The sequence below is a fragment of the Pseudomonas cerasi genome (assembly GCF_027983475.1).
Classification (GTDB): domain Bacteria; phylum Pseudomonadota; class Gammaproteobacteria; order Pseudomonadales; family Pseudomonadaceae; genus Aquipseudomonas; species Aquipseudomonas cerasi.
In genome coordinates, this window is the sequence record NZ_JAQJVM010000004.1 from 65,197 (window position 1) to 88,040 (window position 22,844).

General features: G+C 55.1%; 18 protein-coding genes, 1 tRNA gene and 1 pseudogene. 16 read left to right on the top strand and 4 right to left on the bottom strand.

Features of this window, described 5'->3' with window-relative positions; all coding sequences use genetic code 11:
• Positions 1 to 68 precede the first annotated feature (68 nt).
• Entirely contained in the window at positions 69 to 1,298 is a 1,230-nt protein-coding gene (locus PI739_RS22030; protein WP_003433258.1) for a multifunctional CCA addition/repair protein, read from the top strand.
• 119 nt (positions 1,299 to 1,417) lie between these two features.
• Here PI739_RS22030 and folK read toward each other — a convergent pair whose 3' ends face one another.
• Both folK and folB read right to left on the bottom strand, forming a co-directional pair.
• Entirely contained in the window at positions 1,418 to 1,942 is a 525-nt protein-coding gene (folK, locus tag PI739_RS22035; RefSeq protein ID WP_003351503.1) for a 2-amino-4-hydroxy-6-hydroxymethyldihydropteridine diphosphokinase, read from the bottom strand.
• Positions 1,933 to 2,286, bottom strand: coding sequence for a dihydroneopterin aldolase (folB, locus tag PI739_RS22040; protein ID WP_003316242.1), 354 nt, complete (start codon positions 2,284 to 2,286; stop codon positions 1,933 to 1,935). Before folB ends, folK begins: the two co-directional genes overlap by 10 nt.
• 74 nt (positions 2,287 to 2,360) lie before the next feature.
• On the opposite strand from folB, the gene plsY reads away from it, so the two are divergent.
• Entirely contained in the window at positions 2,361 to 2,930 is a 570-nt protein-coding gene (gene plsY, locus PI739_RS22045; RefSeq protein ID WP_024663250.1) for a glycerol-3-phosphate 1-O-acyltransferase PlsY, read from the top strand.
• A 23-nt stretch (positions 2,931 to 2,953) separates the two neighbouring features.
• On the opposite strand, the gene tsaD is transcribed toward plsY, so the two are convergent.
• Entirely contained in the window at positions 2,954 to 3,979 is a 1,026-nt protein-coding gene (tsaD, locus tag PI739_RS22050; protein WP_003372796.1) for a tRNA (adenosine(37)-N6)-threonylcarbamoyltransferase complex transferase subunit TsaD, read from the bottom strand.
• 198 nt (positions 3,980 to 4,177) lie between these two features.
• Between tsaD and rpsU the strand changes: the two genes are divergently transcribed.
• The 8 genes from rpsU to PI739_RS22090 all read left to right on the top strand — a co-directional run bounded on the left by rpsU (position 4,178) and on the right by PI739_RS22090 (position 13,950).
• On the top strand, positions 4,178 to 4,393 hold the full coding sequence (gene rpsU / locus PI739_RS22055; RefSeq protein WP_002551877.1) for a 30S ribosomal protein S21: 216 nt from the start codon (positions 4,178 to 4,180) through the stop codon (positions 4,391 to 4,393).
• Positions 4,394 to 4,873: 480 nt separating this feature from the next.
• Positions 4,874 to 6,829 (top strand): DNA primase, encoded by a 1,956-nt coding sequence (gene dnaG / locus PI739_RS22060; RefSeq protein ID WP_003411786.1) that lies wholly within the window; start codon positions 4,874 to 4,876, stop codon positions 6,827 to 6,829.
• Between the two features lie 67 nt (positions 6,830 to 6,896).
• On the top strand, positions 6,897 to 8,747 hold the full coding sequence (rpoD, locus tag PI739_RS22065) for an RNA polymerase sigma factor RpoD (protein ID WP_003411788.1): 1,851 nt from the start codon (positions 6,897 to 6,899) through the stop codon (positions 8,745 to 8,747).
• Between the two features lie 268 nt (positions 8,748 to 9,015).
• A complete protein-coding gene (locus PI739_RS22070; protein ID WP_271352185.1) occupies positions 9,016 to 11,502 on the top strand; it encodes a sensor domain-containing protein in 2,487 nt (828 codons plus the stop codon).
• Positions 11,503 to 11,517: 15 nt separating this feature from the next.
• Positions 11,518 to 11,594 (top strand) — tRNA-Ile (locus tag PI739_RS22075).
• Between the two features lie 386 nt (positions 11,595 to 11,980).
• Positions 11,981 to 12,511 (top strand): hypothetical protein, encoded by a 531-nt coding sequence (locus tag PI739_RS22080; RefSeq protein WP_054081693.1) that lies wholly within the window; start codon positions 11,981 to 11,983, stop codon positions 12,509 to 12,511.
• Between the two features lie 111 nt (positions 12,512 to 12,622).
• Complete coding sequence (locus tag PI739_RS22085; RefSeq protein ID WP_054081694.1) at positions 12,623 to 13,117, top strand: Hcp family type VI secretion system effector; 495 nt, start codon at positions 12,623 to 12,625, stop codon at positions 13,115 to 13,117.
• Positions 13,118 to 13,236: 119 nt separating this feature from the next.
• Positions 13,237 to 13,950: a DUF4225 domain-containing protein gene (locus PI739_RS22090; RefSeq protein WP_054081695.1), complete on the top strand. Its 714-nt coding sequence runs from the start codon at positions 13,237 to 13,239 to the stop codon at positions 13,948 to 13,950.
• A 622-nt stretch (positions 13,951 to 14,572) separates the two neighbouring features.
• Here the strand turns inward: PI739_RS22090 and virB5 are convergent.
• Positions 14,573 to 15,336 (bottom strand): annotated as a pseudogene (virB5, locus tag PI739_RS25010) (P-type DNA transfer protein VirB5).
• An 860-nt stretch (positions 15,337 to 16,196) separates the two neighbouring features.
• Between virB5 and PI739_RS22105 the strand changes: the two are divergent.
• From PI739_RS22105 to PI739_RS22130, 6 genes are all read left to right on the top strand, one after another.
• Positions 16,197 to 16,406: a hypothetical protein gene (locus PI739_RS22105; protein ID WP_230081998.1), complete on the top strand. Its 210-nt coding sequence runs from the start codon at positions 16,197 to 16,199 to the stop codon at positions 16,404 to 16,406.
• A 259-nt stretch (positions 16,407 to 16,665) separates the two neighbouring features.
• Positions 16,666 to 17,940, top strand: coding sequence for a metallophosphoesterase (locus PI739_RS22110; RefSeq protein WP_080377389.1), 1,275 nt, complete (start codon positions 16,666 to 16,668; stop codon positions 17,938 to 17,940).
• Positions 17,941 to 17,951: 11 nt separating this feature from the next.
• The gene (locus tag PI739_RS22115; RefSeq protein WP_054081696.1) at positions 17,952 to 19,022 is read left to right on the top strand and encodes a GTPase-associated system all-helical protein GASH; all 1,071 of its coding nucleotides are present in this window, start codon (positions 17,952 to 17,954) and stop codon (positions 19,020 to 19,022) included.
• On the top strand, positions 19,019 to 19,954 hold the full coding sequence (locus PI739_RS22120) for a TRAFAC clade GTPase domain-containing protein (RefSeq protein ID WP_230081999.1): 936 nt from the start codon (positions 19,019 to 19,021) through the stop codon (positions 19,952 to 19,954). Before PI739_RS22115 ends, PI739_RS22120 begins: the two co-directional genes overlap by 4 nt.
• Positions 19,951 to 20,838, top strand: coding sequence for a TRAFAC clade GTPase domain-containing protein (locus PI739_RS22125; RefSeq protein WP_011103174.1), 888 nt, complete (start codon positions 19,951 to 19,953; stop codon positions 20,836 to 20,838). The genes PI739_RS22120 and PI739_RS22125 overlap by 4 nt, the downstream gene beginning before the upstream one ends.
• The gene (locus PI739_RS22130; RefSeq protein ID WP_080377390.1) at positions 20,835 to 22,787 is read left to right on the top strand and encodes a GAP1-N1 domain-containing protein; all 1,953 of its coding nucleotides are present in this window, start codon (positions 20,835 to 20,837) and stop codon (positions 22,785 to 22,787) included. The genes PI739_RS22125 and PI739_RS22130 overlap by 4 nt, the downstream gene beginning before the upstream one ends.
• Positions 22,788 to 22,844: the final 57 nt, after the last annotated feature.

Below are 22,844 nucleotides of genomic sequence, written 5' to 3' on the forward strand. Positions count from 1 at the left end.
ATTCATTCAGCTTTAGCCTCCGCAAGCACGGCACAAGGTTTATCCTGTCGCGCTTACGGAGGTTTTTTATGCAGATTTATAAAGTGGGCGGTGCTGTACGCGACCGTCTTCTGGGTCAACCTGTCACGGACATCGACTGGGTCGTGGTCGGCGCAAGCACCGAGGACATGCTGATCAAGGGCTATCGTCCGGTCGGTACAGATTTCCCGGTGTTTCTGCATCCGCTGACCAATGAGGAATACGCGCTGGCGCGCACCGAGCGCAAGAGCGGCGTGGGCTACGGAGGCTTTGTTTTCCACGCCAGCCCCGAGGTGACGCTTGAGCAGGATTTGATTCGGCGTGACCTGACGATCAACGCCATGGCGGAAGACAAGGACGGTAATTTAACCGATCCCTACAACGGCCAGAAGGACCTGGAAGCGCGGATATTGCGTCACGTTTCCCCCGCATTCGCCGAAGATCCGCTCAGGGTCTTGCGCGTGGCCCGATTCGCCGCACGTTACGCCGGTTACGGTTTTACCATTGCCCCCGAGACCCTTGGGCTGATGCGACAGCTCAGTGAATCGGGCGAACTCAAGGCGCTGACTGCCGAGCGAAGCTGGAAAGAGATCTCTCGCGCACTCATGGAGGAACAGCCTCAGGTGTTCATTCAGGTGCTGCACGATTGCGGCGCGCTCAAGGAGCTGATGCCGGAGGTCGAAGCGTTGTTTGGCGTACCGCAGCCGGCGGCGCATCACCCGGAAATAGACACCGGTGTACACGTGCTCAGCGTCCTCGAACAGTCCGCACGCCACAAACACCCGCTAACGGTGCGCTGGGCCTGCCTGCTGCACGACCTCGGCAAAGGGCTGACGCCGGAAGCCGAATGGCCAAGGCACATCGCCCATGAGCACACCGGCCTGCGCCTGATAAAAGTGGTGAACGAGCGTTTTCGTGTACCCAGGGACTGCCAGGAACTGGCGCTGCTGGTCGGCCAGTACCACACGCACGGCCACCGAGCGCTGGAGCTGAAACCCTCGACCCTGCTGGAGCTGCTGCAAAGCTTCGACGTCTACCGCCGCCCGCAGCGTTTTGAAGAGTTCATTGCGGCGTGCGAGATGGACGCGAGAGGACGTCACGGCTTTGAACAACGCAGTTATCCACAGGCCGGTTACCTGCGCGGCGCAGCCGAGGCCGCACGCGCGGTATCAGTACAGCCGCTGCTGGAACAGGGTCTGAAGGGCAAGGAACTGGGTGATGCGCTGAAAAACGAGCGTTTGAAGGCGCTGAAAACCTACAAGGCTGAGCACATCGCCTGACAGCCTCTTGTGCACGGTTATCGCTCCCACGCTCCGCGTGGTAGCGCAGCCCTGGACGCTCTGCGTCCGATCTTCAGCCTTGGCACGAGAAGCGTTAGAGCGGGAAGGCGCGGACACGCTCAGCTACGCAGCAAATCCTCAGGCGTCAGTGCCAGCCCGCGCCACTCGAACGCCACCGGCCAAAGCTGCTGATCAATCTGCGCATCAGCCCAAAGTTTGCTGAAGGCAATCCCTACACCAGGATGCAGACGTTCAGGGGCGATCAACGCCAATGGGCGCAGCACGAAGGCATTCTTTAAGATTTCCGCCCTCGGCAGAATCAACCCGTCGAAATTACCGACCTGCTCGCCATACAGCAGCACATCGATATCCAGCGGCAACCCTTTGCGATCCGGGGCGTAGCGGCCATTGTCCGCTTCGATGAATTTCAGGCGCCGATCCAGTTCCATCAAGGGCAGATCGGTCAGCGCCGACACCACGAGGTTGAAGAACGGCCCGCTCTTGATACCCACGGCATGGCTTTCAAAAACCGGCGAACAGCTCAGGTCGGTCAGGAAGCCATCCAGCGCATCAAGCCCCGCTACCAAGTGGCGCTCGCGCTCGATGTTGCTCCCCAGGCCGAGGAAAATCCGCGTCAGCGACATCCGCGCTCGATCTCCACGCCCACACCGGCAGCGGCCGCTACAGCACCGGGCTTGGTCAGTTTCAGGCGCAGCCAGGGAATATTGAATTCACCCATCAGCACTTCAGCCAGTCGCTCGGCGAAGGTCTCCACCAGCTGGAACTGTGCCTGCTCGGCGAATGCCTGAATACGTGTCGAAACACTGGCGTAGTCGAGAGCCTTGCTCAGATCATCCCCAGCAGCTGCGGGGCGATTGTCCCAGGCGAAGCTGAGGTCAAGACGCAGGCACTGACGAATGCCGCGCTCCCAGTCATAGGCGCCAATGACCGTATCGACCTCAAGGCCCTCGATGAAAACTCTGTCCAAGCACTACTCTCCACTGCACGACAAGGGCGCGATGCGCCGTTAGAATCAGGGCATCCTCGCCCGGAATGGTTCGCATGTTTTGGTTACTGGCCACCTTCGCCTACCTGCTTGGCTCGCTGTCCTTCGCCATTCTGCTCAGCCGCCTGAGCGGCAGGCCGGACCCGCGCGCCAGTGGCTCCGGCAATGCTGGCGCGACCAACATGCTGCGTCTGGCCGGAAAAAAACTCGCCATCCTGACCCTGTTCGGCGACCTCTGCAAAGGCCTGGTGCCGATCCTGATCGCCAGCGCCTGGAACATGGACACCGCACAGCAGGGCTGGATCGGCGTGTGTGCAGTGCTGGGTCATCTGTTCCCGTTGTACTTCCGCTTTCGCGGCGGCAAAGGCGTAGCGACCGCCGCGGGTGTGCTGCTGGGCCTGTATCCGCCTGCCGCCGCCCTGGCGATAGTCGCCTGGCTGCTGACGCTGTACCTGACCCGCACCAGCTCGCTCGCAGCCCTGATCGCCACACCCCTGACCCTGCCATTACTGGCGTGGCAGGAGCCTCATGCGTTGCTGCCGATGAGCGTGTTGACCCTGCTCATCGTCTGGCGCCATCGCGGCAATCTACGCGACCTGCTCGCCGGGCGCGAACGACATTTCTGAGGCGCAACCCGCCTCGCCTGCCGTCACAGCCCCGACAACTGCTCCATGGGCCAGCGCGCCTGCACGCTGATGCTCAAATCTTCCTTCTGTCCGGCCTGCAAACGCTGACAACCGGCAAACGCAATCATGGCGCCGTTATCGGTACAAAACTCGGGCCGTGCGTAATAGACATGCCCGCGCAAGTCGCCAAGCATGCTTTCCAGCGAGGCGCGCAGTGCCTTGTTGGCGCTCACGCCACCGGCAATCACCAGGCTCTTGAGGCCGGTCTGCTTGAGCGCGCGCTTGCACTTGATGGTCAAAGTCTCCACTACCGCCTGCTGGAAGGCCAGAGCGATGTCGCAGCGGGTTTGCTCACTGTCGTCTCCAGCGTTCCGGCATTGCTGCCAGGTGTTGAGCGCTGAGGTTTTCAGGCCGCTGAAGCTGAATTCCAGCCCGGGCCGATCAGTCATCGGCCGAGGGAAGACAAAGCGCCCCGCCACGCCCTGCATGGCCGCCTTTGAAATCTCCGGGCCGCCGGGGTACTGCATGCCCATCATCTTCGCGGTCTTGTCGAAGGCCTCGCCTGCGGCATCATCCAGGGTCTCGCCCAGCAGCTCGTACTGACCGATGCCGTCGACGCGCACCAGCTGCGTATGACCGCCGGACACCAGCAAGGCGACGAACGGGAACTGTGGCGGGTTTTCTTCCAGCATAGGCGCCAGCAGATGACCTTCCATGTGATGCACGCCCAGCGCCGGGATATCCCAGGCGAATGCCAGCGCCTGAGCGCACGAAGCGCCGACCAGCAAGGCGCCGACCAATCCAGGGCCGGCCGTGTAGGCAATGGCGTCGATATCCGTGGCCACGCAGTCCGCCTCGGCCAGTGTCTGGCGAATAAGGGGCAGCATGCGCTTGACGTGATCGCGTGAAGCCAGCTCCGGCACCACACCGCCATAGGCACGATGCAGGTCGATCTGGCTGAATAATGCGTCCGCAAGCAAACCGCGTTCGCTGTCGTACAATGCGACGCCGGTTTCGTCGCAGGAGGTTTCTAATCCCAGTACTAGCATGGGGTTGCGCCTTGTAGGGGGCAGATTTGAAGGCGCGCATAATAGTCGCCGACCGAGGTGCCGACCAGCGGTTTTCGATCAGAGGCTTTGCATTCCTCTCAATGAGGGGTTAACATCCGCAACCCTTAAAAACCGACGTACTTTTGTGCAGTGTTTGCACTGAGCGTTGACCCCGGTAATGAATGAAGGTAGCTCTGGATGCCAGCCGTCAAAGTTAAAGAGAACGAACCCTTCGACGTAGCTCTGCGTCGTTTCAAGCGCTCCTGCGAAAAAGCCGGTGTTCTGGCTGAAGTTCGTAGCCGCGAATTTTACGAGAAGCCGACTTCGGAGCGTAAGCGCAAGGCAGCAGCTGCTGTCAAACGCCACGCCAAGAAAGTCCAGCGCGAACAGCGCCGCGCCGTTCGTCTGTATTAATTTACAGACCTTCGTCGCAAGCTTCTGCCTTGCCCGGCCAACCAGCCGGGCTGTCGGCAGTTACAGCTTCGCTGTTTTGCGTTCGCTTTATTGATTGATCCTGTCCAGGCCGCCGATGCGACTCGGATATGTCAGTCAAGCACGTCCAGCCTGTTCACAGGCTACATCGGTCATGCCCACTCGGGCAGCACATCGACCGATGAACAGACGAGTATGCCTTGATGACTTCGCAAGAAGCTCAGCCAAGGCAGCGTCTTCCGTGCCTTCAGGCTCTGACCACTTCTCGTGGACAACGAAGCTTGCGGCCTTTCTGATCCACTCGCGGGATCAAGCTTTATCCCTTTCAGGCCAACACCGTCCTTCGGATGCAAAGACGTGCCCGTTTATTGCCAACGTCTTCAAAAAGACGGCTGACAGGCTGACGGAACGCTCGTAGAGTCATCCGATACTTTTGCACCACGCTTGAATGATGAGAACGCCATGGCCGGGCTGATTCCCCAGAGCTTTATCGACGACCTTCTGAACCGCACCGATATAGTCGATGTTGTCAGCTCGCGCGTGCAGCTCAAGAAAGCCGGGAAGAATTACACCGCGTGCTGTCCGTTCCACAAAGAGAAAACACCGTCTTTCAGCGTCAGCCCGGACAAGCAGTTCTATTACTGTTTCGGTTGCGGCGCAGGTGGCAACGCGCTCGGCTTCATCATGGACCACGACAACCTGGACTTCCCCCAGGCCGTCGAGGACCTGGCCAAGGCCGCCGGCATGGAAGTGCCCCGCGAACAGAGCGTAAAAGGCCAGAAGCCCCGGCAACCGACCGATTCCCCGCTCTACCCGCTGCTGACCGCCGCAGCCGAGTTCTACCGTCAGGCCCTGAAAAGCCACCCGTCACGCAAGGCTGCGGTGGATTACCTCAAGGGCCGCGGGCTGTCCGGCGAAATCGCCAGGGACTTTGGCCTGGGCTTCGCCCCTCCCGGCTGGGACAACCTGTACAAGCACCTGAGCAGCGACTCATTGCAGCAAAAGGTGATGATCGATGCCGGCCTGCTGATCGAGAACGCCGAAACCGGCAAACGCTACGACCGCTTCCGCGACCGGGTGATGTTTCCGATTCGCGATTCACGCGGGCGCGTCATTGCCTTTGGCGGCCGCGTACTGGGTGATGACAAACCCAAGTACCTGAACTCCCCGGAAACACCGGTTTTCCACAAGGGTCAGGAGCTGTACGGGCTGTTCGAGGCGCGCAAATTCAATCGCAACCTCGATGAAATCATCGTCGTCGAAGGCTACATGGACGTCATCGCCCTGGCCCAGCAAGGCTTGCGCAATGCCGTGGCGACGCTGGGTACTGCGACCAGCGAAGAGCACTTGAAGCGCCTGTTCAGGGTCGTGCCTAACGTGCTGTTCTGCTTCGACGGCGATCAGGCCGGGCGTAACGCCGCGTGGCGGGCACTGGAAGCGACCCTGTCGAACCTGCAGGACGGACGCCGGGCGCGCTTTCTGTTTCTTCCCGAGGGCGAAGACCCGGACACGCTGGTGCGCTCCGAGGGCACCGATGCGTTCAAGGCACGTATCAATCAGCACGCGCAGCCGCTGGCCGATTATTTTTTCGAGCAACTGACCAAAGAGTCCGACCCGCGCTCGCTGGAGGGCAAGGCGCACATGGCCACCCTCGCGGCGCCATTGATCGACAAGGTGCCCGGCGCGAACCTGCGTATTCTGATGCGTCAGCGCCTGACCGAAATTACCGGGCTGACCGGCGAGGCCGTCAGCCAGCTGGTGCAGAGCGCGCCGGCAGAGGCGCCACCGAGTTACGACCCGTATGTCGACTACGACGCCATGCCTGATTTTGCCGATTACCAGCCACAAGGCGGTTACGAGCCTCAACAGGAATGGACGCAGAAGAAAACCGGCGGTCCGAATCAAAAAAAATGGGACAACAAATCCTGGGGCAAAAAAGGCAAGCGCCAGGACTTCGAACCTCGCACGCCGCGCGTCCCCACCGCCGTCGAGCCGCCCATGCAGGCCGCACTGAGAACCTTGCTGCATCACCCCGAATTGGCGGAAAAGGTCGAAAATGCCAGCCATTTCGCTGCAGAAGACCAATCCAACGCACAACTGCTGGTCGCTCTTATCGAGGCCAGGCAAAAGAATCCGAACCTTCGGTCGTTACAGTTGATAGCGCGATGGCACGGGACTGAGCAGGGCCGTTTGCTGCGCGCACTGGCAGAAAAGGAATGGCTGATTGAGGCCGACAACCTTGAACAACAGTTTTTCGACACTATAACTAGCTTATCCGCTCGCCAACGCGAGCGCAGTCTGGAACATCTGATCAGCAAGGCTCGGCAGACCGAGCTGAGCGCAGAAGAGAAAATTCAGCTTAGGGAACTGCTAAATCGCAATGTTCCCGCACAAACCCCGACCTCAACTGGCGCGTGAGGTCATAGCTCGGGTATAATCCTCGGCTTGTTTTTTGCCCGCCAAGACCTTCAGTGGATAGGGTGTTATGTCCGGAAAAGCGCAACAGCAATCTCGTATCAAAGAGTTGATCACCCTGGGTCGTGAGCAGAAGTATCTGACTTACGCAGAGGTCAACGACCACTTGCCCGAGGATATTTCAGATCCCGAGCAGGTGGAAGACATCATCCGCATGATCAACGACATGGGGATCCCGGTACACGAGAGTGCTCCGGATGCGGACGCCTTGATGCTGGCCGACGCCGATACCGACGAGGCAGCCGCAGAAGAAGCGGCTGCAGCGTTGGCAGCGGTCGAAACCGACATCGGTCGTACCACCGATCCTGTTCGTATGTACATGCGGGAAATGGGCACCGTTGAACTTCTGACCCGTGAAGGCGAAATCGAAATCGCCAAACGTATCGAAGAAGGCATCCGTGAAGTGATGGGCGCAATCGCGCACTTCCCAGGCACGGTTGACCACATTCTCTCCGAATACACACGCGTCACCAGTGAAGGCGGTCGCCTTTCCGATGTTCTGAGTGGCTATATCGACCCGGACGACGGCATTGCGCCGCCTGCCGAAGTCCCGCCGCCTGTCGACCCCAAGGCCGTCAAGGCCGAAGGTGCCGATGACGACGAGGAAGAGTCGGCAGACGCCAGCGACGAAGAAGACGAAGTCGAGAGCGGTCCTGATCCGGTCATCGCCCAGCAGCGCTTCGGTGCGGTTTCCGATCAAATGGAAATCACCCGCAAGGCCCTGAAGAAATTTGGTCGCGACGACAAGCACGCCATTGCCGAAATGGTTGCACTGGCCGAACTGTTCATGCCGATCAAGCTGGTTCCAAAACAGTTTGAAGGTCTGGTGGAGCGTGTACGCGGTGCCCTTGAGCGTCTTCGTGCCCAGGAACGCGCCATCATGCAGCTGTGTGTACGTGATGCACGTATGCCGCGCGCCGACTTCCTGCGCCAGTTCCCGGGCAACGAAGTTGACGAAAGCTGGACTGACGCACTGGCCAAGGGCAAGAGCAAATATGCCGAAGCCATCGGTCGCCTGCAGCCTGACATCCAGCGTTGCCAGCAGAAGCTGTCCGCACTGGAAGAAGAGACCGGCCTGAAAATCGCCGAGATCAAGGACATCAACCGTCGCATGTCGATCGGTGAGGCCAAGGCCCGCCGCGCGAAGAAAGAGATGGTTGAAGCGAACCTGCGTCTGGTGATCTCCATCGCCAAGAAGTACACCAACCGTGGCCTGCAATTCCTCGATCTGATCCAGGAAGGCAACATCGGCTTGATGAAGGCTGTGGACAAGTTCGAATACCGTCGTGGCTACAAGTTCTCGACCTATGCCACCTGGTGGATCCGTCAGGCGATCACTCGCTCGATTGCCGACCAGGCACGCACCATTCGTATTCCGGTGCACATGATCGAGACGATCAACAAGCTCAACCGTATTTCCCGGCAGATGTTGCAGGAAATGGGTCGCGAACCGACCCCGGAAGAGCTGGGCGAACGCATGGAAATGCCTGAGGATAAAATCCGCAAGGTATTGAAGATCGCAAAAGAGCCGATCTCCATGGAAACCCCGATCGGTGACGACGAAGATTCGCACCTGGGTGACTTCATCGAAGACTCGACCATGCAGTCGCCAATCGATGTCGCCACTGTCGAAAGCCTGAAAGAAGCGACACGCGAAGTGCTGTCGGGGCTTACTGCCCGTGAAGCCAAGGTTCTGCGCATGCGTTTCGGCATCGATATGAATACCGACCACACCCTTGAAGAGGTTGGTAAGCAGTTCGACGTAACCCGCGAGCGGATTCGTCAGATCGAAGCCAAGGCACTGCGCAAGCTGCGTCACCCGACAAGAAGCGAGCACCTGCGCTCGTTCCTCGACGAGTAATCGCACCAGCGAGTCAACAAGACCCCCGGCATGCCGGGGGTTTTGCGTTTCCGGGCAGAAGAAAATTCAAACTTTGCAGGCCCAGTCGTCAATTGACCAAAACAAGAAGAGGTCAGACGTCAGTCTAATTGCAGCGCCTGACAAATTGACCTACAACTATGTATCACACCAGACAACAGCGCTCTTCAAATCAAGCCTTGGATCATTGAAGTTACAGGGTTACGCCACACCATCATCAGCGATAGTCAGACACGGACGTAAGCCGCATATGCGTGGAGTAATCAACAAAAGTGACCGGGAAGCGTCATGCCTGTCCGAAGGAAAATTCGCCTCGATCTTCGCTCAATGCCCGGATGCCATGCTTATCGTCAGCCTTGCTGACGGGCACATCATGGATGCCAACGAGGCGTTCGTAGAGCGAACCGGCATCCCCCTTGATGAAGTAATTGGCAAGACACCGACAGAACTGAATCTGTGGGCAGTGCCAGGCATCGGCCCAAAAGTCTTGCTGCAATTGCAGACCGGCGATATCCATAATCTGGAGATACCCTTTCGGCGCAAAAACGGCGAAACCTTTTCAGGGCTCATGTCCGCCCAACCGTTCGAGCATAGCCCGATACCTGCCGTGCTGGTGATAGTGCGTGACATCACCCAGCTCAAACAGGCCCGGCAACAATTGCAGCTTTCCGAAGAGAAGTTCGCCAAAGCCTTTCATGCGTCGCCTGACGGGATGGCGATTACCCGACAGCAGGACGGTATGCTGCTGGAGGTCAACGAAGGGTTCTGCCGCTTGACCGGGTATAGCGAAAAGTACTGCCTTGACCACTCGACATTCGACCTGGGCATCTGGGTTGACCTCAGCGAACGCTCAAGACTCATCGAGCAAATGAAACAACATGGTTTTGTCAGGGATCTGCGGGTCCGGATTCGTAACAGCAATGGCGATGTTCGACTGTGCGAGCTGTCATCTCAACCCGTCATCATTGCCGGTGAAGACTGTCTGCTGACGACTACCCGGGATATCACCGAAAGCAGGCAAATGCAGGAGAAACTCCATCTGGCGGCCACCGTTTTCGAGAGCACTGCCGAAGGAGTGCTCATCACCAATACCGACCAGACCATCAGCGCCGTCAACCGTGCATTCACAGAAATCACTGGCTACAGCGAAAGTGAAGCCATCGGCAAGACCCCTCGCCTGCTTGCCTCTGGCCAACACGACAGCGCGTTCTACGCCGCGATGTGGCACCAATTGGCGGCCGAGGGCCATTGGCAGGGTGAAATCAGCAACCGCCGCAAGAACGGCGAGCTTTACCCGAGCTGGCTGACCATCAGTGCCGTGCGCAACAAGGACAACCTCCTGACCCACTTCGTCGCCGTGTTCGCCGACATCTCCAGCCTCAAACACGCACAGGCGCGCCTCGACTATCAGGCCCATCATGATCCGCTCACTGGCCTGCCCAACCGAACACTGTTCGAGAACCGGCTTCAGGCCGCTCTGCTGCACAGCGAAGAATCCGGCAGCCTCGGCGCAGTCCTGTTCCTCGATCTGGATCGCTTCAAGCACATCAATGACAGCCTGGGCCACCCGGTCGGCGACCTGCTGCTGAAAGGCATCGCACACCGGCTCAAGGAAACCCTGCGCGACATCGACACCGTCGCACGCCTGGGCGGCGACGAGTTCATCGTTCTACTGCCCGGCCTGCTGCAAGCCAGCGACGCACAAGCCATCGCCAATAAATTACTGGCCTGCTTCAACACGCCCTTCGAGGCTGGCGAACATGAGCTCTACATCAGCCCCAGCATCGGCAGCTGCGTGTTCCCCACCGACGGCACAGACGTAGCCACGCTGGTCAAAAATGCCGACGCGGCGATGTACCGCTCCAAGGCAAAAGGCCGCAACCGGGTCGAAAGCTATACCTGCGACCTCAGTGACCAGGCCAGCGAGCGCATCCCCCTTGAGCAGGAACTGAGAAGAGCCCTGGAGCGCAATCAACTGACGTTGGCCTACCAGCCCAAAATCAACCTGACGACCCACACACTGGCAGGCGCAGAAGCCCTGATCCGCTGGAACCACCCGACCTTTGGCGATGTGCCGCCCGAGCACTTCATTCCCCTGGCGGAAGAAAACGGCATGATCCTGCAGATCGGCGATTGGGTGCTGGAGCAGGCCTGCCGCCAGATGGGTGTATGGCGCAAGGCCTGCCAGCCGTTCGGCCCGTTGTCGGTGAACCTGGCAGGCGCGCAACTGCGCCAGACCAACCTGCTCGAACGCATCGAACAACTGCTCACTGACAACGGCCTCGAACCCGGCTGCCTGCAACTGGAAATCACCGAAAACTTCATCATGAGCCAGACCCAGGAAGCGCTGGCCGTGCTGCACCAATTGAAAACACTCGGCGTGCAACTGGCGATCGACGACTTCGGCACCGGCTACTCCTCACTGAGCTACCTCAAACGCCTGCCACTGGACATCCTCAAGATCGACCAGTCCTTCGTCCGCGGCCTGCCCGAAGACACACACGACGCCGCCATCGTCCGCGCCATCATCGCCTTGGGGCGCAGCCTGCAACTGACCGTCATCGCTGAGGGCGTGGAAAACAGCGAACAGCAACAATTTCTGACCAGCGAAGGCTGCGAACAGATCCAGGGCTACATCGTCAGCCTGCCCCTCGACGCCGAAGAATTCCGCGAGCGATTTCTTCTTATGAATCTTTCGGACTTTTCGGATAGCACAGCCGCGAAACCGCCGTTATAATCCGCGACCTACTGAGGGCCCATAGCTCAGTTGGTTAGAGCAGAGGACTCATAATCCTTTGGTCCACGGTTCGAGTCCGTGTGGGCCCACCACCTTTGAAAGCCGCGCATTGCGCGGCTTTTTTGTTTTTGGGTGGAACCGCTTCAGAGACATTCCATGGGTGCAATTTAGGAAAAGTGATGGTTCGCCAGCCGCCCAGGATGCGAATTTGACACAGGCTTCTGATTTTGACTGACCTGTAAGCGACATTTGAAATCCTGCGCAAAGGCTTCGTTCGCTGAGTACTTGGGTAGGTCAATGGCTTCCGGCAGCATGGGTCAAAATCGCATCAGCGGCCACGCTAATGAAGCTTTTATCGGCGCAGAGCCGCTTGTACCGCTTCATTACGCCACCAGAAACGCGCTAGGATAGTCGCCCTCAAGGTAAGGCCCGCAGCTGCGAGGCCTGATTAGCAAGATGTCACAAGGAGCTAAAAGATATGAACGGATTCGAAAGTCCCACCAGTGTCGAATCAACACACGCAGTGTTCCGATTGTCCTGGCTGGCCTATGCCAACACAGTGATGACAATCATTTTCTTCATCGTCGTGTCTGTAGCCATCGGCCAGTGGACCGCCCACAACGCTCAATCGGACGCAGCCTTTCGGCTGGGTATGACGGCCAGCGCATTTATTCTGGTCGTGTCCCTTTCGGTGTGCATCTACAACATCCTCTTTCTTAAAAGCGTTCGGGTTTACACCGACGACGTGGGTGTTTGGTTGTACAGGGGCATTTTGCCCTGGAGCAAAGGGGTTCGCGGCGTGAAGTGGCGCGATATTGAAGACGCCATGTATTACACAGGTTTCTTCAGCTGGGTCTTCAGAGCGTACACAGTGCGCGTTGGCCATCGCTTTACCAAGACAAGCGAAATCATCGTGCCCCACCTAGCGCAAGGCCACAAGGCGGTCGAGCACATCAACCATCTGCACCAGACGATACTCAAGTCGGAGCAGGCCTCTGAACTCGCATAGGTATTAGCCGTTGGATCGTGATTGCTACCCGTTGGGTAAGCGCAGGATTCTGCAAGCGTACTAACATATTGTTATTTTTATCATTATTGTTTTTTGAAACAGGAAGTTTCTATGTCTTTTGATGCATTTATGAAGGTTGACGGTGTTGAGGGTGAATCACTTGACGATGGACACAAAGGTTGGGTCGAATTGCTTTCCTACCACTACAACGCCATGCAGTCCATAAGTCAGACTGCCAGCTCAAGTGGTGGAGCCACTGCTGGAGGGGTTTCGCTTGGCGATTTCCAGATCAGCAAATATTTGGATAGAGCCACCCCGAAGCTATTCGAACTTTGCTGTAGAGGTTCGCACATCAAAAACGTGACCATTCGAATCCATCGTGCAGGAACTGAAAAATTCAAGTACTTGGACATTGTGCTTGAAGAAGTGCTGATTTCATTAGTAAGTGGTCAAGGAGCTGACCAATCTGGTTTCCCTGTAGAAGTAGTAAACCTGAATTACGGTCGCATCAAATTTGAATATTCGCAACAGCGCCGTGCTGATGGTGGTAGTGCTGGTATAGTTTCTGGGGGTTGGGACAGGACTTCCAACAGGCCATATGCGTAAGTAAATGGATTACACGCCAATAGAAAAAAACGGAATGTCGTATTAGGCAAAGGCGATTCATTTTGAACCTAAAATGGATAACCTGAAAAATCCTTTACCGGTGCTATAGGGAATGGCAAATGAAACCAACAGATGAAAGCTGCACACAGGGAGCCTGTGATTACTGGATGGTCAGTGCCGCAGCGGCAAAGTTAGGAGCGCATGCCAATACATTAGGTATTAGGCATATCAAAGATGGCGCGCTGCGCTTGCAATTCACCCGAGAAATTGCTTATTACGCGAGCAGCATTACTCATGACGTTTCGCAGGGTAAAAAAAGCCCAGAGGAAGGGCTTCAGGAGCTAAAAAACGAACAAAGCAGCCTACTTAGTCAGTCGCTGGTAATCGCACAAAAAAGTGTTGGCCTAGTCGCTGGGGCGTTTCAATTCGTCGCAGGGGCTGGGATTTGCTACGCATCCGTTGGCACACTATGTGTTTTAGGGGGCGGCCTTTTGATGGCTCATGGCGCTAACAATGTCTATGAGAATGGACGAAACCTATGGGATGGGAGCACAAATACTGAGGGCCCGATCAGAGAGGCTTATCAAGGTGCCGCAAAATTTATGGGTGCTGGAGAAGCTGAAGGAAATATAGCCTACGGGGTAGCCGACTTGGGGCTTTCCGCCTTTGGTCTCGCAAGAACTGTATTGAAACCAGATGCGTGGCGATTATTTAAATACGTGCGCACAGATTATGTACGCGGGTATACTGAAGCTAGTAAAAAAGGCCTTTTCTTAGAAGCAACATCTGATGGATTTACCATAAATTCAATACACGACGAATTGAAAAAATGACAGACCACTTTAAAATCATGACAGCATTTGGGTACCTGTTTTTTTCTATTTGCATATGGCTTTATTTTTACTCAATTAAAAAACGTTTTTCAGGCAATGGATTTAGCACCACGTCATTTTTCGTGATCCTAACTGCTTTGATAGCATGCGGATTGCTCCAGTCAAACATATCCAGATATGGCTACATACCATTTTTTCAAGCGTCATCTTCTTTTATCCATAGCAATTACCTAGTGCGTTGGGTTGCGTTTATAAGTACTATTTCTTTGAGCTTTTGTATACCTAGCAAAGAGAAACAAAGACATTGGTTTTCCCGAAAGAACTAGAGTTTATAGATTATTTTAACCTCTGAAACCCGTGTTAGTGCTTATGCGATTTTGACCCAAGCTGCTGATTTTGACTGATCTGTTTGCAGACTATCTGGAGCCAATCAGCAAGTACCAAGAGGAATGGCATCACTGCCGTAGCGGCGGCGAGCAGATCACTCTGAATCAGTTCTGAGGCACGCCGCGATACCTCTTTCAGAGCGCCGAGCCGGCCGATACACAACCAGAATCTACGCAATGACGTGAGAATGAAGAAGCAAACGATGATCGGGAGGATGTGAGCGTACGAAACCATTTCAATTTCCCCCCAGGTTCAGCATGGTGCGAGTTTTGAATCCTCGCTTATCAAGAATCTGGGCATTCAATTCACGCGGCCTCTGCTCCTCTACCTTGTCCTCTGCCTGAGCCACCATTTGGAACATCTGCAACTTGGTCTGCTCGTTTTGAATCATTGCTTGCTCTGCAGCAATGCGCCCCTGTAGCTCGGCGATGCCTTTGGGGTCTTGGGTTTTATCAATTTGCCCCATGAGCTGATCAAGCTGACGCAGCCTACCTTTGGCTTGATCATAGGCACCCAATGCGAAAGCCTTGTCCTGTGATGGTTTTACGGCTTTCGCTTGGCAGGCAGTACGTTGTTCATCCTGAGCGAAACTTTGGCATGCATCGAACACTTGTTATCTGCATAGATCGTCTCCGCACGGCCATCTAGGCCTGTATAACCGCCACGTCTCACTGAGTCATACACCGCTTGCCATTCTTGAGGCAGATACTCTCGGAGCTGAGGATCATCGAACACTCTTCCGAGCCCTCGCGAGCCAGTGATCGCCCCGTACTGCTGCTTCATCTGGTCAATCTGAGAAGCCATCTGTTGGACCTGCTGGCTCCAACGGGTGGAGTTAGAAGCAAACTCAGCGATAGTCATCGGGGATTCGGTTACCTGGCTGGTAACGGTTACAGGAATTTGTGCAAAGCACTGCTGCGCACACATCAACGATGAAAATGCGGCAGCAATACGAAGCGGCTGCTTGCCCATACGACCCAGAAACTTAAACAGATCCATAGTCACCTCTCCATTAGAAATGGTGAGCGCTGGACCGTCTGTCCGGCCTGTCGATCTGTTTAGGAATCGCACCCGGTACGGCGTTGCCGTTCTTGGGGTGACTATGCGCCAGTCTTACCCGGTGTAGGCCCCGTCTTTTAGGGGCCGCGCCCATAATGCAAGCAGCATCAGCGAGGCGGTTTCAGCGTTCGTTTCAGAAACCAAAAAACAGTATTTTGGCGAACCAATTATCTCATTATGGTGCTATGACCTGAAGTACCGAACGTCCAGGAAAATTCGTCATGACGAAGTTTTTCTCTATCCAAAAGCTAGTGACGCATCAGCTAAAACCAAAATACTATATATTGGCAAACCAACTATATAACTTTGGCTCAACCGTCGAATAATGAGCTCCTAATTCTTCGTCATGACGAAGTTTTCATTGTCACGAAATACTAGTGCAGGATAGGCTAATCGCCGGTAATGTGTGCGCACACTCGTAGCAAAGTATGACCTTGCTAAACTATTTATCGTTGACTGGGAGTATTTGTGGAGAAGCCGAGCCGTTCCATGAACATCCACCTAGGAGCAGAGCTTAAAGCCAGCTGGACGGATTATTGCCTTGCTTTAGGCAAGTCTCCGGGACAGCAATCAAAGCGGCTATTGAGCAGCAACTGGCGCATGCAGCAACCTCTGAGCCGAGGACTTATCAGCAAATTGCAGAGACTCCGACTAGCGAGCCCAAGCAACGCTTTGAAATCCTGCTGACTGCCTCAGAAAAAGCAGCGATCAAAGAGCGTAGTCGAACAGAGCGGTGCTCTATGCGGCGGTGGATTGTCGACGCCATCCGAGTGGGCTTAACTCACGAACCGCAATTCGGCATGAGCGAGATCGACGCACTAGGTGAGTCGAACTATCAGCTTTTGGCTCTAGGAAGGAACCTCAACCAGGTTGCCCGTCGGTTGAATGAGGGCGAATATGAGCCAGTCACTCTCGAGAGGATCGAGGCGCTGAGCGAGCTTATCCGAAAGCACACTGGAGTCGTCAGCCAAGCCATTCGAGCAAGCCTTGAGCGTTGGGATATCGAATGAACATCGCATCTGCTGGAATCATTCTGGCTCGCTGAAGTGGATATGACTAATGCCACCCGCCGCCCTAGACGGACCGACTGCAGGTTTTGATCCACTATGGCCTGCGGCGAGCAGAGGCTGTCGACCCAAACCCACCTGTGAATCTAATTGATGACGCACGGTGGGTCGGTGCATCATTGCATATCGCTGACGTACCCACCCGTCAGTTCCGGTCGTCACCGAGTTCCATTAGGATGGACACTAACCAAAGGAGTGGCCCTTGCTCATACTTCATTTCTCGGACATCCATTTCCGCAAATCTGAGATCAGCACAGCACAAGATCCAAATTTTCATCTGCGATCTGAAATGGTTCATGACGTGGTCCGCCAAAGCAAGCTCTTAGGTGCGCCTGACGCCATCATCATCTCGGGAGATATCGCGTTTGCTGGCGACCAAGATGAGTTCGAATTCGCGACGGAATGGCTTAGAAAACTCTGTGCAGCTTGCGGCTGCTCGATGCAATCAGTCTTTGTGGTCCCAGGTAATCACGACGTTGTGCGTGAGTTGGCAGACCAAGACCTTGTGCAACTGATCCATGGGCAAATAAAAAGGGCTAAAGACCCAACCGCAGAGATCGCTAAGTACTTGAGCAACCCTGCGGTCAGCCGTCTGCTCTATCAGAGCCTGGACAACTTCAATCAGTTTGCATTTCAGTTTCTCTGCGATCTGCTTCCCCCGGAACGGACTCGCGCAACACGCGATCTGCCACTCAATGATGGCTCAGTCCTTAGGCTGTGGGGGTTGAATACTGCCGTGATATCTAGTGGTCATGATCGGGCTGGCGAACTATTTATCGACCGCGCAAGCTTGCAGATTACACGCGAAGCTGGGGTTGTGAACCTAGTGGTTGCGCACCATCACCTTTCGTGGCTGCGACAAGGTGCCGAACTCGCGGACCATCTCAACGACGTCGCGCCTGTACAGATTTTTGGTCATATCCATACGAACAGGATCGAGATGAACCGGGACTTCATGCGCCTGACCGCCAGCGCGGCTCACCCTGACCGGAGAGAAGCTGGCTGGGAACCCGGATATAACTTTGTGGAGTTGTCGGTAGTCGGTGAGCCTGAAGCGCGCAAGCTTCATCTCAAAGCCCACGTCAGAGTCTGGCAGACAGCACCTGGAGGCTTCCAAGCAAAAATGGACAAGGGGGCCTCGGTATTCGAGCACTTCGTCGACTTGGAGCCATGGCATCCTCCCCAGGTAACCTCGGCACTGGTTCCACCGACTAAAGTGCCAATCTCAGGCGTTGGCGCTGCGACGATGCTAATCGAGGAAGGTCTGGCTATGAATACCATCCGAGATTTAGGACTGCGTTTCTATCGACTCTCATTCAGCAAAAAATCAGAAATTGCAGGCCGGTTAGAGTTACTCGAAGATGAGGACATGGGGCAGCCCGATCACGAACGTTTTCGGCGAGTATTTATCCGCGCACATGAGCGCGGGAAGCTCAAAGATTTTGCACAGGCCGTTGCGGCCGCAGAGCAAGAATGAATGGAGCGGTAATGGCTAAAATTACGTTTGCAGATCGATACGCACAGTCAGCGCTGTCGCCCAGCGCTCAGATAATCACCTCAAGACAGGAATCGGCCATTCGCATCGTTTCAAGTGTCTTGGAAGCAGGCACACTGGATCTTGTAGCCGCTTACTATGGTTGCCCTGATGTAGATTTGAGTTGGTTCAGGGACGAGTTTGCGAAGGAGGACGCAAGTTTCAGTCTTGTTAATAACGAGCGTGAAACGAAAGTGCTCGCGGCGTTGATCTTGGAGCAACTCGTCGCGAACGCTCGCCCCGACGCGATTTTAGCGATCATTACCGGCAGCGTTATGGGACACCGACCGGCTACCGAGGCTGAATGGCTACTTCGCGATGCTAAGGAAGCGCTCGGAAAGTTTTCAGTGTCAAATCGCGAGCCTGAGACTGTACAGACGACAGTCACGTCGACGTATACGGCAAAGCTGAAAGAGGAAATTTCGGCCATTGAAGACGGTGATTGGGCAGAGTTGCTGGCCGGGCTCGAAAAGATAAGAGCAGAATCGCGAGCGTCAGCCACTACGGTAGCAACTCAGTCAACAAGCGCTCTAAAAGCGCTCGACCGAGAGCTTGATCTTCTACGCGAAGAAAGTCAGATGCTATGGTGGTTATTCAGTGGCCATAGCAAATCATTAGAACGCAGCTTCAGCGTGCTCAGCCCCTCTCACGCCGCTGTTGTTGGCGCTGTCGATCTTGGAACCTTAACTACGGTCTCGCACCTCGGTCCAGTTGCCGCCCCAGCGATGCTCGAACGAATAATCGCCTTGTCCAAGAAAACGAAGGGGGGCCAAGCGATCGAGCTTTCCAAGGTTATCGACAATTTTACTCCTGAAGATCTTGAGCGTCTTGAAACCCTTTCGACAACGTTGCCGCCCAGACTCGCTCCGGTTACCACGGCAATTAATCTTGCCAAAACTATGGGTGTTGGGGGATGGCACGTGCGCTTCTCAAGCCAAACCGGCCTAGATGCTTCCTTCGCGAGTGAGCCAATGGCGCTTGCGAACCAGCTCTATCGCGAAAACTTGTTGGGTCGACTGCTGTGACAGACGAGCATGAAGAGTTGGACGTCGACATTGACGTCTTCGAACAATCGGAGACCGAGCAGGCAGCGAATTCGGATAAGCATTGGGAGCCGTTGCCAGCATCCTCAATGTTGTCGCTGGATGATGCTGACATGCTACTGCGGTGGCGAAAAGCCTCGATTGTCACCATTGTTGGCGAGCGAAACGGTGGCAAGACAACTCTGGTCGCTCAGTTGTACGAGCAGTTTTTACGAGGACCTTTTGCAGAGACGCTTTTTTCCCACAGCTTAAGCCTTCAAGGTTTCGAAAGGAAAAGCTTTCAGTCGCGTGCAGAATATGGGGCAGACAACCCAGATACCCCACGTACATCAGCGCAGGATGGACTGACTTTCTTTCATATTGCAGTTTCAGATGAGACCAGCCTAGAACGTACAGACCTCTTGATTTCCGAGCGTGCGGGGGAGAGTTATAGAGACGTGCGCGACAGACCCGAGCTTGCCGCTAACCTGATAGAAATTCGGAAAGCCTCCACGATTGTTCTTATCTTAGATGGAGAACGAGTGGCTCAACCACGAATGCGCGCGGGCGTTTTCGCTTCCGTTCGCACAATTACTCGAGCCTTGGTGGAGTCTGGCGGCATTGATCCTCAAACACAGATCCAACTTGTTACTACCAAGTTTGACTTGCTTAAGGGCGATGCAGCTGCTGATGCACTGGAAGCTTTGGCTACCTTTGAGGCTAATCTTACCGCACTGCTAGAAGGTAGGTTCCTATTAACGACATTTCGCACAGCTGCACGTGATCCCTATGGAAATGTGGCCCCTGCCAGCGGGATGGATAGGCTTTTAAGGAGCTGGATTTTGCCACCCCACAAATCTTATCTGGATGAGCCGAAACTCCCCGCATTAGTGAGCGAGTTTGATCGACTTTTGTTGAGAGGGAGCCACTCATGAACGCTAGTTTCGTAATCATGGGATTACCTGCGTCCGGCAAAACTACTTTTTTGGCTGCGCTATGGCATTTAGTGGAGTCAGGAGAGACCGAATGTCGTCTTGTAATGGACCATTTCCGGGGAGATTTTACCTACCTTAATAATATTGCCGATGCGTGGCGTAACTTTAAAAAGGTCCCTCGCACATCGCAAACTGGCGATACGGATGTGACGATCTATCTACATGATCGTGTAACAGGAGCTCGGGGCACGGCGCTCTTCCCAGACTTGGCCGGAGAAATATTTGACCTTCAGGTTGAGGAACGACGTTGTCGACGTGAGTTTGTCGAACAGGCCGATGCCGAGGACGGAATTCTTTTTTTCATCAACGCCGATGTGAAAGAGGACGGACTATCAATCATCGATCTTAACGCACGGTTGCCAAAAGACGCTGCCGGGAATATTTCTGGGCTAGAGTTGCCTCAAGAATTGGGGGAGGTAGGTACCCCTGTCAAAGTGCCTGAGTGGGAACCAAAATTTCTGCCTGCGCAGGTCCGAGTAGTTCAATTGCTTAGCGACCTCTTGCGTCCCCCATTTACCCACCGCTCCCGCAAACTTGCTTTTATGATTTCAGCATGGGATCTCGTTCGAGATCAGGGCCATAGCCCTGAACAGTGGCTGGCTAAAAACATGCCCCTTGTTGACCAATTTCTTCGCACCAACGGTATGTCATTCACTTACCAGGTTTATGGCATCTCGGCACAGGGTGTTCGCCTTGATGACGACGTTGCGGTTGACGATGCCACGAAGATCGTGCCGAGTCGGCGAGTTCAGATCGTTAGGCATGATGGCGAAGGTCACGACTTAACAGCCCCCCTTGTCTGGCTGATGTCGGCGGAAGAATGAAATTCGATCAGTGTTTATTTGGTTATGATGACGGGCATAGGCTACTCGCATCATCGCTCCCTTTAGGTACCGAGACTTCATTTCTTACCGAGCTTAGCGATTTGGCGCCTGGGACTATTTTCAATCAGTCAGAGGGCTACTGGACTGGTCTTCCAGTACCTGGCATCAGCCGGTATGTTTTGATGCGTACATGGCCTGCCCCCGAAATGTCTCGGCCAGGATGTGTATGGACGCATGCCCTTCTTCTTGAACCCGCGCTCTTCGAATCGATTGAGGATTTGTCAGTATTACAAGCCTTCGCGATCCGCCCCAAAGGGCTGGTCGATAAAGAGCGTTATCGTGAGCCACTGACGCACGACGTAAGCCAATTGGTGCAATCTCCTAAGTCTGTCGACATCGCAATACTCAAGCGACTCCTTCTGTCTCTCTACACTGGAGGCTCTCCGTCGATAGAGGTTGAGTCACCTGGCCAATTGGACGCTCCGCTTTTTGCTGTCTGGTCCCAACAATGGCCGAGACTAAGACGCAACCTTCGCTTCCAGACTGCGGCTTCAAGAGCACCGCGCTCTACAGGCTACACGCGCTTTGACATCACAGTAGAACTGGCTCAAACCATTACAACGCCATCACGTGATGGCGTGAAGGATTTGCCTTGGCTCGAATCTGCTGCACTTGATGTTCAAGAGGGAACAGCAGGTACGCTGAGACCTTTCCTATGGCGCTATGGGCGCGATGTCAGACGCCAGCGCGGTTCATTTCTCCCGCTGGCAGAAATCAAGGCCATCGACACCGAAGGGACGCATGATTCAGGCGAACGTTTGATTGAGATTGTAACCACATCATTTTCGACTTTAGATGACGCACAGCACCTGAAGCAAGATCTCGTGGATGGCAATCTGGTCCCCGTGGCCCAACCGCAATTGCTACAACTCGTACTATCGGGAGCAGGACGCGCTGTTTTCCCAATGCCAACACGCTCCGGCATATCAAAACTTATTGATCTGTGGCCAGAGAGGCGTAAGGAGATGCTTTCCATAATAGAGATCACTGTGGACGCAGTTGATCCTATAGGTCAATCGGTGTTTGACCTTCTAACCCGAGGAACTCAGGAATCGCTGACTTGGCTACTCACACAAGCATCCTCCCAAACTCGCAAACGGATCGTGCGGGAAAACCCGGGGCTTTTGCTTGCAGATTGGTTTCTTGATCTGGAAAGCCCTGCGGTGATTGAACTTCTGCCGCTGATCCCTGAGAAGCTTCCCGGAGTTGACGCGCTGTTGGCGAAATTGCTTATCAGAAACGACCGCACCTTAGCCGAGGTGGCGTTCGAGCATTTTCCCATCCTAATGGCCGGGCAAATCGTATTAGCGGCGGGTGGTGCAAGCACACATGTCGCAGACGTTTGGTGGCAAAAGCTTAGGCAAAATCCCGCTGTATTATTACAGCCCGAGGTTTTGCGCTTCGTGTCCCGTATGAGCCAGCTTTACGCAATGGCGGAAGTATTAGGCTGGCTGACGCCAAGTGTCGTTGCAGCAGGTCCAGCGTTATGGGCCCCAATTTTCAGCAAAGCTTCAAATGATCTCCCCACAGAGCAAGCGGACACTTTGTATAGCTTCCTAGTTGGGATCGCAATCTCATCTGGAGATAGCAGCGGAATACTCCTAGTCGAAAAGCTGTTCGATGTCATACATGAACAGTTACTCGCATCAAGGTTGTCCGACTCCGCGCGAGATCTCCTTGAAGACCTGCTGCCAGACGTCGGTTGGATTCGTAGGTGGGACGCGGCTCTGCGTTTCCGTGTAGCAATAGCAAATGCTTACGTTCGATTTCGGTGGCCCCCTCAAAGCTACGCCAAGTTAGGTAATACCAGGAGGATACGCAGGATGCTTGTAGATGCTGCGTCAGACGTTCCTGGCGGAAAACACTATGCCGAGGCCGCAGACGACTGAAGTTTGGCAGGTAACTCATCGTAGCCCTGTGTTCACTAGGGTGGAGTGCGGGGAGGG

What these genes read in the sequence shown, in the direction of transcription:
- PI739_RS22030 (WP_003433258.1), top strand. Translation starts at nt 69, where the DNA reads ATGCAGATTTATAAAGTGGGCGGTGCTGTACGCGACCGTCTTCTGGGT.
- folK (WP_003351503.1), bottom strand. Translation starts at nt 1,942, where the DNA reads ATGTCGCTGACGCGGATTTTCCTCGGCCTGGGGAGCAACATCGAGCGC.
- plsY (WP_024663250.1), top strand. Translation starts at nt 2,361, where the DNA reads ATGTTTTGGTTACTGGCCACCTTCGCCTACCTGCTTGGCTCGCTGTCC.
- tsaD (WP_003372796.1), bottom strand. Translation starts at nt 3,979, where the DNA reads ATGCTAGTACTGGGATTAGAAACCTCCTGCGACGAAACCGGCGTCGCA.
- rpsU (WP_002551877.1), top strand. Translation starts at nt 4,178, where the DNA reads ATGCCAGCCGTCAAAGTTAAAGAGAACGAACCCTTCGACGTAGCTCTG.
- dnaG (WP_003411786.1), top strand. Translation starts at nt 4,874, where the DNA reads ATGGCCGGGCTGATTCCCCAGAGCTTTATCGACGACCTTCTGAACCGC.
- rpoD (WP_003411788.1), top strand. Translation starts at nt 6,897, where the DNA reads ATGTCCGGAAAAGCGCAACAGCAATCTCGTATCAAAGAGTTGATCACC.
- PI739_RS22070 (WP_271352185.1), top strand. Translation starts at nt 9,016, where the DNA reads ATGCGTGGAGTAATCAACAAAAGTGACCGGGAAGCGTCATGCCTGTCC.
- PI739_RS22080 (WP_054081693.1), top strand. Translation starts at nt 11,981, where the DNA reads ATGAACGGATTCGAAAGTCCCACCAGTGTCGAATCAACACACGCAGTG.
- PI739_RS22085 (WP_054081694.1), top strand. Translation starts at nt 12,623, where the DNA reads ATGTCTTTTGATGCATTTATGAAGGTTGACGGTGTTGAGGGTGAATCA.
- PI739_RS22090 (WP_054081695.1), top strand. Translation starts at nt 13,237, where the DNA reads ATGAAACCAACAGATGAAAGCTGCACACAGGGAGCCTGTGATTACTGG.
- PI739_RS22105 (WP_230081998.1), top strand. Translation starts at nt 16,197, where the DNA reads ATGAGCGAGATCGACGCACTAGGTGAGTCGAACTATCAGCTTTTGGCT.
- PI739_RS22115 (WP_054081696.1), top strand. Translation starts at nt 17,952, where the DNA reads ATGGCTAAAATTACGTTTGCAGATCGATACGCACAGTCAGCGCTGTCG.
- PI739_RS22125 (WP_011103174.1), top strand. Translation starts at nt 19,951, where the DNA reads ATGAACGCTAGTTTCGTAATCATGGGATTACCTGCGTCCGGCAAAACT.
- PI739_RS22130 (WP_080377390.1), top strand. Translation starts at nt 20,835, where the DNA reads ATGAAATTCGATCAGTGTTTATTTGGTTATGATGACGGGCATAGGCTA.